Origin of the sequence: Kitasatospora sp. NPDC058032, from assembly GCF_042885845.1 — a bacterium.
GTDB lineage: Bacteria > Actinomycetota > Actinomycetes > Streptomycetales > Streptomycetaceae > Kitasatospora.
Map to the genome: position 1 here is coordinate 173,311 of NZ_JBHVRK010000002.1, position 14,096 is coordinate 187,406.

A 14,096-nucleotide genomic window follows, 5' to 3' on the forward strand; every position below is an offset into this window, starting at 1 on the left:
CGCTCACGATCGGCACGGTCCTGGGCGGCGGTTCGTACCTCGCCGGGACGCAAGCCGCGACCGTCTTCTTCTGGCCGGCTTTCACCCTCCACCGACGCCGGCCCGCCGCCCCGGCGGTCACGCCGTGGCCCTCGCCGCCGCGCGGCCCGCGATGCGGCCGGAGAAGAGGCAGCCGCCGAGGAAGGTGCCCTCCAGGGAGCGGTAGCCGTGGAGGCCGCCGCCGCCGAAACCGGAGGCCTCGCCGGCGGCGTAGAGGCCGTCGAGGACGGAGCCGTCGGGGCGCAGGACGCGGGCCGAGAGGTCGGTGTGCAGGCCGCCGAGCGACGTGCCGGTGAGCACCGAGAGCCGGACGGCGATCAGCGGGGCGGCGTCCGTGTCGAGGATGCGGTGCGGGGCGGCGGTGTGCAGCAGCCGGTCGCCGAGGTAGCGGCGGGCGCCGCGCAGGGCGGCCACCTGGAGGTCCTCGGCGAAGGGGTCGGCCGGCTGACGGTCCCGGGCCTCGACGACGTGGCGCAGTTCGGCGGTGTCGATCAGCGGGGCCCGCACCCTGGCGTTCATCGCGCGGGCGAGGTCGCGCAGGTTGCCCGCGACGACGAAGTCGGGCCCGTGGGCGAGCTGGGTGCGCACCGGGCCGGGGACTCCGGGCAGGGCCCGCCGGAGCACGGCGGGCAGTGAGCCGCCGGTGGGATCGGGGTTCCGTCCCGAGCCGGAGAGGGTGAACTCCTTCCCGATGATCCTCCGGTTGAGGACGAACCAGCTGTGCTCGTACCCGGTGGCCCCGAGGTGCTCCAGGGTGCCGAGGGTGTCGAAGCCGGGGAACAGCGGGGCGGGCAGCCGGCGGCCCAGGGCGTCGAGCCGGAGGGAGGACGGGCCGGGCAGGATGCGGATGCCGTGGCCGGCCCGGACCGGGTCCCGGTCGGCGATGCCCTCGGCGCAGTGCCACATCCGGTCGCCGTTGACCAGCGCGGCCCCGGCACCGGCGGCGACGCCCAGCATCAGCCCGTCGACGTGCGCGGGCACCCCGCGCAGCATTCGCCCGGGCGGGGGGCCGAGCCGGGCCGGCCAGGCCCGGCGGACCAGGTCGTGGTTGCCGCCGATGCCTCCGGAGGCGACGATCACGGCCTGCGCGCGCAGCTCGAAGCGGCCGGCCACCTCGCGGGACCCGGCCTCGCCACGTGCCGCCGCGCCCGGGACCAGCACTTCGCCGGTCACCGTGTCGAGGGCGCCCGCGCTCGCGGCCAGGCCGGTGACCCGGTGCCGGAAGCGCAGGTCGACCAGCCCGCGGGCGGCGGCGGCGCGGACCTTGCGGACGAAGGGCTCCAGCAGTGCCGGGCCGGCGCCCCGGACGGTGTGGAGGCGCGGCACCGAGTTGCCGGGGCCGTCGGCGAGCGGTCCGCCGCGCTCGGCCCAGCCGACGACCGGGAGGAACCGCACGCCCAGCGCGCGCAGCCAGGCCCGCTTCTCCCCCGTGGCGAAGTCGACGTAGGCCTCGGCCCAGCGGCGCGGCCAGCGGTCCTCGGGCCGGTCGAAGCCGGCGGAGCCGAGCCAGTCCTGCCGGGCGAGGTCACGCGAGTCGCGGATCCGCAGTCGGCGCTGCTCGGGCGAGCCGACCAGGAACAGCGCGCCGGGGGACCAGTACGCCTGGCCGCCGAGCGAGGCCGCGGGTTCCTGGTCGAGCAGGATCACCCGCCGCCCGGCGTCGACGAGCTCGGCGGTCGCGGCGAGGCCCGCGAGTCCGGCTCCGATGACGACGACGTCGGCGTCCATGGCCATCCGGCGGCTCCTCCAGATCGGCGGCGGGCGGTCGCGCGCATTCCGCTCCGCCCCGTTTCGGAAATGACTTCGACACACCGTGGAGCGAAATTCGAAATTCCCGCCGGGGCGCCCTCCGAAACCGAGCGGCGAAACCTTCGGCGGGTTTCCGGAAATGTCTGCGCGCGGCATGGACGGCGACGAAACCTGCCAGTAACTTACCTGTCGGTAGTAGCTGTGGCCCGGCTGGTACGTCCCCCACCCGTTTCTCTCCCCCAGGAGGAACCGTGCTCCGCCGTGCCCGGAATTCCCTGCTGCTCGCGTCCACCGCACTCGGCGCCGCCCTGGCGATGACCGCCACCGGCGCCCAGGCCGCCACCCCCGCCCCGCACCGCTATGTGGCGCTCGGCGACTCCTACGCGTCCGGCGCCGGCGTCCCGAACCAGTCGGCCGGCCTCTGCCTGCGCTCCGACCGCAACTACGGCCACCTGGTCGCCGCCGCCCTGAACGCCACCGCCTACCGCGACGTCACCTGCGCCGCCGCCAAGGTCAAGTCGATCACCCAGGCCCAGTACGACGCCTTCCTGCGGGTCAACGACCCGCAGATCGACGCGGTGACCGCGGACACCGACCTGATCACCCTCGGGATCGGCGGCAACGACCTCGGCGACAGCGACATCGGGATCGGCGACGTGATCGCCACCTGCATCGCCGGCGCGGTGGTCAACCCGCTCGGCACCCCGTGCACCGACGTCTACCACCACGGCTACTGGGACTGGTCCAGCTGGTCCTGGCAGTACGGCAACGACGACCTCGCCGACCGGATCGACGCCACCGGGCCCCGGCTCGCGGACACCGTGCGCAAACTGCGCGCCAAGGCCCCCGACGCCCGGATCCTGCTGGTCGGCTACCCCTCGGTGCTGCCCGCCGACGGTGCCTCCTGCGTGCTGCGCCAGCCGCTCGCCCCGGGCGACGTCCCGTACCTGCACGGCGTGCTCGACCGGCTCAACGGGATGCTGCGGTCCACCGCCGCGGCGGTCGGCGCCGGCTACGTGGACACCGCCGCCCCGACCCGCGGGCACGACGTCTGCTCGGACGCCCCCTGGATCGAGGGCGCGCTGCCCGGTTCCCCGGCCGTCCCCTTCCACCCGAACGCGACCGGCGAGCGGGTCATGGCGGACGCCGTCCTGGCCGCCCTGCGCTGAGCGGGAACCGCCCGAGGGGGCGGTGACCGGACCCGGTCACCGCCCCCTCGGTCGTGCGCTCGGCCGCCTCACGGCTTGATGCGGACCACCTGCGGGTCGTGGTCGCTCGCCTGCTGGGCGAACTCGGCGTTGATGTGCACCACGTCGTACTTGGCGTACCCGACCTCCGGGCTGACCAGGATGTGGTCCAGCACCTGCGAGTTGCCCTGGTAGACGTACGAGTACTGCTCCTTCTCCGGCAGTTCGTTCACCAGGTCGCGCAGCACGCCGTCCTTGGTGAGCGCGGCCAGCGCGGGCGAGAACTGGTAGTCGTTGAAGTCGCCGACCGAGACCACCTTGGCCTCCTTGTCGGCGGCCAGCAGCTTGGCCACGAAGGCCTGCTCCACGGTGGCCTGCTTGATCCGCTGGACCTCGGAGGAGCGGGTCGGGGCCTGGAAGCGGCTGTCGATGCCCTGGTCGCCACCCTTGCTGTTGAAGTGGTTGGCGATGACGAAGACCTTCTTGCCGCGGAAGGAGAACTGCCCGACCAGCGGCTTGCGACTGCTGGTCCACGCCTCGTCGGCGGGGGCGATCCGGCCGGGCGAGGCGGTCAGCGAGGCGGCGGCGCCGGTGCCGGCGACGTCCACGGCGGTGGTCGCGGTGCCGCCGGGGATGTCGGTGAAGGACACCCGCTGCGGGTTGAACAGGAAGACCTGGCGGATGTTGCCGCCGGGCTCGCCGCCGTCCTTGCCGTCCTGCGGGTCGACCGAGCGCCAGTCGTACGCCGGGCCGCCGGCCGCCTTGATCGCGGCGATGAACTTGGCCACGGTCTGGCTCGCGTCCACCGTGCCGTCGTTCTTGGCGCCGTTGTTGTCCTGGATCTCCTCCAGGGCGACGATGTCGGGCGAGCGCAGGTGGGTGACGATGCCTGCGGCCAGCTCGGCGAACTTGGCGTCCGGGTTGGTGGCGGCCAGGTTCTCCACGTTGTAGGTGGCGACGGTGAGTTCGCGCTCGCCGGCCTGGGCGGTGACCTCGCGCTGCAGGTGGTTGTCCTGGAGCGCGCCGAGGGTGCCGGCGACCAGGGTGTAGCCGCCGAACTGGTTGTAGTCCAGCGGGCCGCTGGTGGTACCGGTCAGCACGTCGCCCACGTTGGCGACCGGGAAGGGCTGCCGGGAGACCGGGGCCTGCTGCTGGACCATCAGGCGGCCGACGTTCGGCTCGGCGTAGGACTCGTAGAGCAGGCCGCCGCGCTTGCTCTTCTGGTCCTGCTTGTCGGCGGCGACCCACAGCTCGTTGTACTTGTCGGTGGCCTGGACCACCCGCACGTCGCGGACCTCGACGAGCATGCCCTCCAGCGACTCGTAGAAGTCGAGGGCGTACTTCTCCGGGTCCAGGGCGACGCCGTTGACGGTGCCGTCGGCGCCGGCCGGCGGGCTATAGGTGCCCGGGATGTTGCGGGTGTCGACGACCACCGGGGCCGGCAGCGGGTTGCCGGAGGAGAGCACGGTGACGGCCGGGTTGCTCAGCTGGGTGAGCGACTGCGAGCCGCCGTTGAAGTTCGGGTAGTACTCCGTCACCTTGCCGGTGACCAGCACCGAGTCGCCGACCTTGACGGTCGGGTCGGCGGAGCCGGTGTAGACGAAGACGCCCTCGCTGGTGGCCGGGTCGGCGTCCGGGTTCGGGTCCTGGATCCAGAAGCCCTTGGAGCCGTACGCGCGCACGCCGGTGACGACGCCGGGCACGCCCGCGACCGTCCTGCCGGTGCGCTCGGACACCCGGGTCTTCCCCTGGATGTCGTGGATCCGCACGGTACCCGGCTCGGTCGGGCCGGTCGGGGTGGAGCCCTCGGCGACCTCGCCCCGGCTGTTGGTCGGCGTCGGGGCGCCGGCCGCGAGGTCGGCCGCGTTGTCGTCGGTGTCGGGCAGCCCGGCCTTGCGGGCCACCGAGGCGGTGTTGGAGGCGCCGGGCACCGAGGCCGAGCCCTCGTGGACCACGGCGGTGCCGAAGCCGACGAGGTCGCGCACCCGCGGGTCGGCGGCGCAGTCGGCGGCGGTCTTGCAGGTCAGCGGGTCGGTGCCGCGGACCAGCGCGACGGTGCCGCTGGTGGCGGAGAGCGCCAGCGAGCCGGCCGCGTCCGGGGTGGGCAGCTCGACGGTGCCCGCCGCGCCGGCCGACTCGGCGACCAGGTAGCGCCCGCCGGGGGCGATCGACCCGGTCAGCGGGGTGACGCCCCACTGGGAGCCGGCACCCGGCGTCGCGGATATGTACTGGATGCTCCAGCCGTCCAGGCCGAAGGCGGCGCCGCCCTTGTTGGCCAGCTCGACGAAGTCGTTCTTCAGGGTGGCGCCCGAGTTGCCGCCACCGCCGTAGACCTCGGCGATCAGCACGTCGGCGGAGGGCGCGGCCACGGCGGCCGGCAGCGGGGCCAGCACCAGGGAGGCGGCGAGACCGGCCGGGAGGATCGCCGCGCGCAGCAGGGCGCGGCGGGAACGCGGACGGGGAGCAGTGGGGGTGGTCACCGGAACGGGACTCCTAGCTGTGGGTGAGGGTCGGTCGGGCCGGGCGCACCGCGCACCCCGCCCCGCTACCCGCGTAGAAAGCCGTGCGAGGGCCGGGATCCACCCCCGCAGCGCCCAAAGATACGCGCGTAGAAAATGGCCGGACAAGAGCCCGGAAGTGAACTTCTCCGTTACGTCCGACGATCGTCGCCACCGCCGCGACCATCACCGCGACCACCGCCGCGACCGGCTACAGCCAGCCCCGCTGAGCCGCCTTCAGGCCCGCCTCGAAGCGGCTCGCCGCCTCCAGACGCTCCATCAGCGCCGCCATCTGCCGGCGTACCGTGCGCACCGAGACGCCGAGCCGCTTGGCCGCCGCGTCGTCGGTCAGGCCGGTGGACAGCAGCCGCAGCAGTTCGCGCTCGCCGGGGCTCAGACCGGTGGCGGCGTCCTCGGGGCGGGGGTCCCCGCCGAGCGGGACGGCCGTCTCCCAGGTCTGCTCGAACAGCGCGACCAGCGAGGCGACGATGCCCGGCTCCTCGGTGCACAGCGCGCCGGCCCGGGTGTTCTCCGGGTCGATCGGCACCACGGCGGTGGTCCCGTCGAAGACCAGCATCCGCGGCGGCAGCACCGGGGCGGTGCGCACCCGGCCGCCCAGGCCCGTCATCCACTGCGTGTAGGCGAAGGTCTCCGGGTCGTTGCGGACGCTGTCCTGGTAGATGGTGCGCAGGCTGACGCCGCGCCGCAGGGCGTCCTCGTCGAGCGGGCGGGAGGCGGCCAGGCTGGCCGCGGACTGCGCACCACCGGGCATCACGCCCAGGCACTCGGTGGTCAGCCGGGCGGTCAGCACCTCCAGCTTGGCCTGGATCGCGTCGAGGCCGACCAGCCGCTCGCCGCCGTCCACCAGGGTGGCCGAGCGGAGCGCGGCGTACTCCGCGACGGCGCGCGCCACGGCCGCCTTGGAGACCGCCAACTCCTGCTGTCGGCGTGCCAGTTCCTCTTCCTGACGGCGCAGCAGTAGCTCCAGCCCGCGCTCCGGGCTGACCGGCCACAGGGCGCCCGGGCGCTCCCGGGAGGCCCGCAGCAGGGTGAGGTCGGCGAGGCGGTCGAGGGTCGCCCGGACCTCGGGTTCGGGGAGTTCGAGGCGTTCGCAGAGTTCGGCCACTCCGCCCTCCGGATCCGCGAGCATCTCGCGGTACACGGCTTCCGCGGTGGCGTCCAGGCCCAGCAGTTCCAGCACGTCAACGACCCCTGATCGTCACAGCATCGCCTCAAGCGAATGAATACCCGTCCGGTCTGCCGAACCCCGATCCTTCCGTCGGCCGTCCCACCCCCACAAGGCCCGATCCGGTCAGCCGAGCCGAATCGGACCATCCGGTCTGTTCTGCGGAGGGAACCGGGCGGGCGACGCCACCCCCGGCGGCCGGCCCGGGGTTGCAGCATGCTGCCTGGCCGGATGCTGCCCGCCGCACTCCCTCCCCACGGGGGGCGGGCAGCGGGAGGATGCGGTCTGCGCGCAACGCACCGCCCTTCTCGAACACGCCCTGAACCACCGTGCACAGACAGGAACCGCCGTGCCGAAGACCGTCCGACTGCTCGCCGTCACCGTTCTCGCGCTGTCCCTCGCCACCGCCGCCGCCCCCGCCTTCTCCGCCCCGCGGACCGCTCCGTCCGCCGTCACCCTCGCCGCCACGACCCCCGCCGACGGGCCGGGGATCGGCTGGGACGGCCCCGGCATCGGCTGGGACGGGCCGGGAATCGGCTGGGACACCGCGGGCGCCGGGACCATCGGCTGGGACAGCCCGGTCAGCGGCCCGGGCATCGGCTGGGACTGACCGTTCCGTGTTCGCCGTCCATCTGACCCTCCTGGACGTCTCCGCCGCGCCGACGGGCGGGGCCGGAGCCGACGACGTCCAGGCCGCCCTGTGGGCACGCGCGGTTCCGGGTGACGGCCTGGAGCACGTGCGCGCCCGCGCCGTCCCGGGAGGCGTCGGCCTGGTGCTGTACGTCCGCGCGCCCCACCGGGAGGCGGCCGAGGTGCGGGCGCACGCCCTGCTCGGCCGGGCGCTGGCGGACGGCCCCGCGCGCCGCTACGCGGTGGCGGCTCCGCCGTAGGCCGCGGGGCCTTCCGCCGGCCGCTTCCTAACCTTCCGTCCGGTTTTCGAACGGTTCCCTTCACCCGCAAATTTGGCCGATTCATGCCTACGGCTTGACCAGGCCGTTACTGACATGCGCATGCCCAATCACAGGTCTCCGTGCGGCCCGGTCTCCGGGTCCGCCCTGCCCTGCCTCGCCCTGCCACGCCCTGCCCGCGTGGACGGGCGCATGTCGCCGTCGAGAACGAACCCCCGCTCAACCAAGACCGTCGAGGAGCCCCATGTCACACCCGACCGGCACCCCACCCCGGCCCCGCGCCGGGGACGGCGTGCCAGCCGCCCCCGCGTCACGCCGCCGCAACGGCGTCCTGCGCAACACCGCGGTCGCACTCGCCGTGGTCCTGGCCGCCGAGGCCGCCGTCGTCGCCCTGACGAGCGGCCAGTCCTTCGCCCTCGGCGCGGACAGGCCCGCCGCGCCCGACACCGCCCGGGCGCTCGGCGCCGCCGAGGCCGCGGACATCGCCTCCGCCCACCTCAAGGCCCGGCTGGAGAACCGCCGGATCGAGGTGGTCGGCGAGCGCACCGAGTCCACCACCACCTGGATCAACCCGGACGGCACCACCACCCTCGACATGGCCACCGGCCCGGTCAGGTACAAGGACGGCTCCGGCAGGCTCCAGCCGATCGACGTGGACCTGGCCCAGCAGCCCGACGGCTCCGTCAAGGCCAAGGGCCACCCGCTCGGCCTCAAGCTGGCCGGCGCCACCCCGGCCGCCGCCGCCTCCAAGTTCAAGGCCGCCGGTGCCCCCGCCGGCGACCGGCAGGCTCCGGCCGTCCCGCTGGTCTCCTTGGACAACGGCAACGGCACCGCCATGTCGCTGTCCTGGCGCGGTACCCTGCCCGCCCCCAAGGTGGACGGCACCAGGGCCCGCTACGAGAACGCGCTCACCGCCACCGACCTCGTCATCGAGTCCACCCGGACCGGCTTCGAGCAGTTCCTGGAACTCAAGGACCGCACGGCGGTCGGCGCCAACGGCACCGTCACGATGACCCTGGACGCGGCCGGCCTGCAGGCCCGCCACAACGCGGACAACTCGGTCTCCTTCCTCGACCCGAAGACCGGCGAGGAGAAGGGCCACCTGCCCGCCCCGGTGATGTGGGACGCACAGGTCGACGAGCGCAGCGGCGACCACACCCGCACCGCCCCGGTCACCCTGAAGGTCACCCAGAACGGCAACGCCGTCGACCTCACGCTCACCCCGGACGCGGCCTTCCTCAACGACCCGGAGACCCGCTACCCGGTCACCGTCGACCCGGCGGTCAACATCGGCGTCGGCTTCGACACGTTCGTCCAGGAGGGCTACGGCACCGACGTCTCCTCCCAGACCGAGCTGAAGCTGGGCAACAACGGCTCCAGCCAGGTGGCGCGCTCCTTCCTGCAGTTCCCGATGGCCGCCATCAGCGGCAAGCAGGTCACCGCCGCCAAGCTCAACCTGTGGGAGTTCCACTCCTGGTCCTGCACCGCCAAGAGCTGGGAGGTCTGGGACACCGGCACGGCGACCACCGCCACCCGCTGGACGGCCCAGCCCGGCTGGAACCGCAAGTGGGCCACCACCACGGCGACCAAGGGCTACTCCAGCTCCTGCGCCGCCGGCTGGACCAACACCGACATCACCTCGCTGGTGCAGGCCTGGGCCGGCAACGGCAACGCCAACAACACACTGGGCATCCGGGCCACCGACGAGACCGACCCGTACGGCTGGAAGAAGTTCAACTCCGGCAACGCGGCCTCCAACACGCCCTACCTGTCGGTGACCTACAACACCGCGCCGGCCGTCTCCACCCTGGTCTCCCCGGCGAACGCCGCGGTGACCGGCGACTCCACGCCGACCCTGTCGGCCAAGGCGACCGACCCCGACGGCGGCAACATCGCCCTGGACTTCGAGGTCTGGACGTCCGCCGGCACCGCCGCGCTGCAGTCCGGCCGCACCGCCATGGCGGCCTCCGGCTCCACCTTCACCTGGACCCCGGGCACCGCGCTGCCGGCCGGCGCCTACAAGTGGCGCTCCCGCTCCTGGGACGGCACCGCCTACAGCCCCTGGTCCGGCTTCCGCACCTTCACGGTCGACACCACCGCCCCGGCGGCCACCGCCGTCTCCTCCGGCGACTTCCCGGCCGGCCAGTGGGCCGGTACCCCGGACGCCTCCGGCAACTTCACCGGCACCTTCACCTTCACCCCGCCGAGCAGCGACGTGAAGGACATCCAGTACCGGCTGGACGGCGGCACCTGGGTGACCGTCGCGACCACCGGCACGCCGGTGACCGCGGCGCTCAGCTTCAAGGGCGGCCGGCACACCGTCACCGCGCACACCCGCGACGCGGCCGGCAACGTCTCCGCGGACACCTCCTACGTGTTCAACGCGGGCAAGGGCGCGGCCCTCACCTCGCCCGGCGCCGGCGAGCGCCCGGCCCGCCGCACCACGCTGGCCGCCGAGGGCCAGACCACCTCGACCGGCGTGCGCTACCAGTACCGCCGCGGTGAGACGGCCGCCTGGACCGACATCCCGGTCGCCAACGTCACCACCGCCGCCGGCGGCGCCGTCGCCGCCTGGCCGTTCGCGGTCACCGGCGGCAAGCCCGCGCCGCTGACCTGGAACATCACCGACACGCTGGCCACCGACGGCCCGGTCGACGTCCGCGCGGTCTTCACCGTCGGCACCGGCACCGACGCCTCGGAGCCCAACACCATCACCGTCGACCGCAACGGCGGCAACGCGCCGGACGCCGAGGTCGGCCCGGGCCGGGTCAACACCCTCACCGGTGACTACACCCTCAGCGCGACCGACGCCTCCGCCTTCGGCCTGAGCACCGGCCGCACCTTCTCCTCCCGGCACCCCGAGAACGGCGCCGCGCAGGAGGGCCAGGCGGCCATCTTCGGCCCGCAGTGGAGCGCCGGCACCATGGCCGAGCTCACCTCCTCGGACTGGGCGTACGTCCGGCAGACCTCGCCCACCTCGGTGTCCATCGTCGACGCCACCGGCCACGAGACCGGCTTCACCGCCACCACGGGCGGCGGCTGGAAGCCCGAGCCCGGTGCGGAGACCCTCACCCTGACCGGCGCGCTCACCGGCACCTTCACCCTGAAGAGCACCAACGGCGCCACCACGACCTTCGCCAAGGTCGACCCGGCCGCCACCACCTGGCAGGTCACCACCTCCTCGACGGCCACCGACAACTCCACCACCACCGTGGTCTCGGAGAAGGTCGTGACCGGCGGGAAGACCCTGGCCCGCCCGAAGTTCGTCGTCGCGCCGACCACGGCCGTCGCCAACTCCACCTGCGCCGCCAACCCCGCCGCCAACGGCTGCCGGGTCCTGGAGTACGTCTACGCCGACGCCACCACCGCCACCACCGCCGCGCTCGGCGACGTGGCCGGCCAGGTGAAGCAGGTCCGGCTCTGGTCCAACCTGCCCGGTGCCACCGCGGCCACCCCGGTCGCCGTCGCCGAGTACCGCTACGACGACATGACCCGCCTGCGCGAGGAGTGGGACCCGCGGATCAGCCCCGCGCTGAAGACCGCGTACAGCTACGACGCGGCCGGCCGGGTGATCACCCTGACGCCGCCCGGCGAGTTCGCCTGGACCTTCACCTACGGCAAGGCCGGCAACGCCGCCACCGCCGGTGAGGGCATGCTGCTGGCGGCCTCCCGGCCGTCCCTCCAGCAGGGCAGCGCCGACGTGGTGAACGGCACCGCCGCCACCAACCTGGTCTACGACGTGCCGCTGAGCGGCGCCAACGCCCCGTACAAGCTGGGCACCGCGGACGTCGCCGCCTGGGGCCAGACCAATGCGCCCACCGACGCCACCGCGATCTTCCCCGCCGACGCGCCGCCGGCCAGCCACAACGGGCGGCTGCTCGGCTCGGGCGACTTCGCCAAGGCGGGCATCACGTACACCAACGCCTCCGGCCGCGAGGTCAACACCGCCTCCGCGGGCGGCGTCACCACCACCGAGTACGACGCCTACGGCAACGCGGTGCGCAAGCTGACCGCGGAGAACCGGGCGCTCGCCCTGTCCACCTCCGCCGAGGGCCTGGCGAAGCTGCGCGCGCTCGGCCTCGACAAGGCCACCACCGCCGACCGCGCCCAGGCGCTGTCCACCCTGACCGTCTACTCGGCGGACGGCGAGCGGCAGACCGACGAGTTCGGCCCGCTGCACCTGGTCACCCTGGAGCACGACCTGGCCGCCTCCGGCGCCAGCCCGGCCCGCCCGGCCGGCGACGAGGTCCCGGCCCGCACCCACACCGCGACCGCCTACGACGAGGGCCGTCCGGCCGACGCCGCGGTCAGCAACGAGCCCACCACCGCCACCATCGGCGCGCGCGTCGACGGCTACGCCGCCGACGCCGACGTCCGGACCACCGCCACCGCCTACGACTGGGCCAAGGGCCTGGCCACCCAGACCACCGAGGACCCGGCGGGCCTGAAGCTCACCAAGACCGTCGCGTACGACGCCCAGGGCCGGGCCGTCAAGACCTCGCTGCCCAAGTCGAACGGCACCGACGTCGGCACCACCGTCACCACCTACTGGTCCGCCACCGGCACCGGTGCCTGCGCCGGCCGCCCGGAGTGGGCCGACCTGCCCTGCTCCACCGGCCCGGCCGCCGCGGCGGGCGACGCCGGCGCCAACCCGGCGGAGATCCCGACCAGCACCACCGAGTACGACCGCTACGGCCGCCCGGCCGTGGTCCGGGAGACCGCCAACGGCGTCACCCGCACCACCACCACGACCACCGACGCGGCCGGCCGCACCACCAAGGTCGCGGTGACCGGCGGCACCGGCACCGCGGTGCCGGACACCACCACCGCCTACGACGCCGCCACCGGCCGGGTCGTCGGCATCGCCAACGGCACCGCCACCGTGCGGACGACGTTCGACCGGCTCGGCCGCGTCATCGGCTACGACGACGGCGCCGGCAGCGTCACCACCACCGAGTACGACGTCGCCGACCGCCCGGTCAAGCGCGCCGACTCGGCCCCGTCCACCACCACCACGGGCTACGACGGCTACGGCCGGCCGCAGTCGCTCACCGACTCGGTGGCGGGCACCATGACCGCCGAGTACGACTCCGAGGGCAAGCTCACCCGGCAGACCCTGCCCGGCGGCTACGTCCTCACCAACAGCTACGACACCCAGGGCACCCTCACCGGCAAGGTCTACACCGCCGCCGACGGCACCGTCGTCCTGGCCGACTACGCCGACTTCACCGTCCACGGCCAGCAGGCCGGGCACGCGCTGACCGCCGGCGCCAGCACCGAGTCGGTCTTCGGCTACGACGCCTCCGGCCGCCTCACCAAGGCCGCCGACAAGTCCCTGGACGGCTGCACCACCCGCGCCTACACCTTCGACAGGAACAGCAACCGGACCGCGCTGACCACCACCAAGGAGGACTGCGACCCGGCCACCGTCGACTCCACCAGCAGCACGGTGGGCTCGCAGTACGACGCGGCCGACCGGCTGAAGGGCGCCGGGTACGACGCCTTCGGCCGCACCACCACGCACCCCGGGGGCGCCCAGTTCGGCTACTACGCCAACGACCTGGTCCGCACCGAGACCTCGGGCACCCAGCGCAACACCTGGGCGCTGGACGCGGCCGGCCGGCTGGCCTCCCGCAGCACCGAGACCCAGGCCGGCGACGGCACCTGGAGCACCACGGCCACCAGCGTGAACCACTACGGCTGCGCCTGCGACAGCCCCAGCTGGTCCAAGGCCGGCAACGGCGCGGTCGCCCGCAGCGTGACCGACCTCGGCGGCACGCTCGGCGCCATCACCGGTGCCACCGACGGCACCGTCCTGCAGCTCACCAACCTGCACGGCGACGTGTCCGTCCAGCTGCCGCTGGACCCGGCCCAGGCGCTGAGCGTGCGGGCCTTCGACGAGTACGGCGTCAGCCTCGGCGACCCGGTGACCGGCTACGGCTGGGTCGGCGGCGAGCAGCGCGACTCCTCCACCGCCAGCGGCGTCGTCCTGATGGGCTCCCGGCTGTACGACCCGAGCCTCGGCCGGTTCCTGCAGGCCGACCCGGTCCCGGGCGGCAACGCCAACGCCTACACCTACCCGACCGACCCGGTGAACTCCTTCGACCTGGACGGGCGCTGGAGCTGGTCGAAGACCCGCTACTACTCCTGGGGCCGCCTCTGGGCGCACCTGGAGGCGCACATCGGCTGGCGCGGCCTGAAGTACCTGGCGCAGCTCACCTTCTACTTCAACCGCGCGTACACCGGGAAGATCGGCCGCAACGCCCACTACGTCTACGGCCCGATCTGGGTCGGCGTGGGCCTGCTCGGACCGGTCGGCACGGGCTTCGCCCTCGCGGCGGGCGCCTACTCCGGCTACGTGCAGCACATGGCCTCGAAGGCGTACTACAACCACCGGTGCCTGGCGATCGCGATCGGCGCGGCCGGCTGGAACTCGCTGCCCTTCCCGGGCGTGCGGTCCTGGACGACCAGCTGCTGACCCGGACACCCGGCTGAGCTAGGAGGCCCGCCCGACCACCAGGTCGGGCGG

At 73.9% G+C, this 14,096-nt stretch carries 7 protein-coding genes; 4 read left to right on the plus strand and 3 right to left on the minus strand.

All coding sequences use genetic code 11. From position 1 onward, the window contains the following. Nucleotides 1-117 precede the first annotated feature (117 nt). Nucleotides 118-1,773 (minus strand): FAD-binding dehydrogenase, encoded by a 1,656-nt coding sequence (locus ACFVUH_RS03730; protein ID WP_387910980.1) that lies wholly within the window; start codon nucleotides 1,771-1,773, stop codon nucleotides 118-120. Between the two features lie 266 nt (nucleotides 1,774-2,039). Here ACFVUH_RS03730 and ACFVUH_RS03735 point away from each other — a divergent pair, with 266 nt between their 5' ends. Beyond that, nucleotides 2,040-2,957 (plus strand): SGNH/GDSL hydrolase family protein, encoded by a 918-nt coding sequence (locus ACFVUH_RS03735; RefSeq protein ID WP_355364506.1) that lies wholly within the window; start codon nucleotides 2,040-2,042, stop codon nucleotides 2,955-2,957. A 68-nt stretch (nucleotides 2,958-3,025) separates the two neighbouring features. Here ACFVUH_RS03735 and ACFVUH_RS03740 read toward each other — a convergent pair whose 3' ends face one another. Beyond that, nucleotides 3,026-5,455, minus strand: coding sequence for a lamin tail domain-containing protein (locus ACFVUH_RS03740; protein ID WP_387910982.1), 2,430 nt, complete (start codon nucleotides 5,453-5,455; stop codon nucleotides 3,026-3,028). Between the two features lie 229 nt (nucleotides 5,456-5,684). Beyond that, nucleotides 5,685-6,674 carry a LuxR C-terminal-related transcriptional regulator gene (locus ACFVUH_RS03745; protein WP_387910984.1) on the minus strand — a complete coding sequence of 330 codons (990 nt, stop codon included), beginning with the start codon at nucleotides 6,672-6,674 and terminating at the stop codon, nucleotides 5,685-5,687. Nucleotides 6,675-7,008: 334 nt separating this feature from the next. Here ACFVUH_RS03745 and ACFVUH_RS03750 point away from each other — a divergent pair, with 334 nt between their 5' ends. The 3 genes from ACFVUH_RS03750 to ACFVUH_RS03760 all read left to right on the plus strand — a co-directional run bounded on the left by ACFVUH_RS03750 (nucleotide 7,009) and on the right by ACFVUH_RS03760 (nucleotide 14,045). Further along, on the plus strand, nucleotides 7,009-7,269 hold the full coding sequence (locus ACFVUH_RS03750; protein ID WP_387910986.1) for a hypothetical protein: 261 nt from the start codon (nucleotides 7,009-7,011) through the stop codon (nucleotides 7,267-7,269). 7 nt (nucleotides 7,270-7,276) lie between these two features. Continuing rightward, complete coding sequence (locus ACFVUH_RS03755) at nucleotides 7,277-7,549, plus strand: hypothetical protein (RefSeq protein WP_355364518.1); 273 nt, start codon at nucleotides 7,277-7,279, stop codon at nucleotides 7,547-7,549. A 262-nt stretch (nucleotides 7,550-7,811) separates the two neighbouring features. Continuing rightward, the gene (locus ACFVUH_RS03760; RefSeq protein WP_387910988.1) at nucleotides 7,812-14,045 is read left to right on the plus strand and encodes a DNRLRE domain-containing protein; all 6,234 of its coding nucleotides are present in this window, start codon (nucleotides 7,812-7,814) and stop codon (nucleotides 14,043-14,045) included. Nucleotides 14,046-14,096 lie beyond the last annotated feature (51 nt).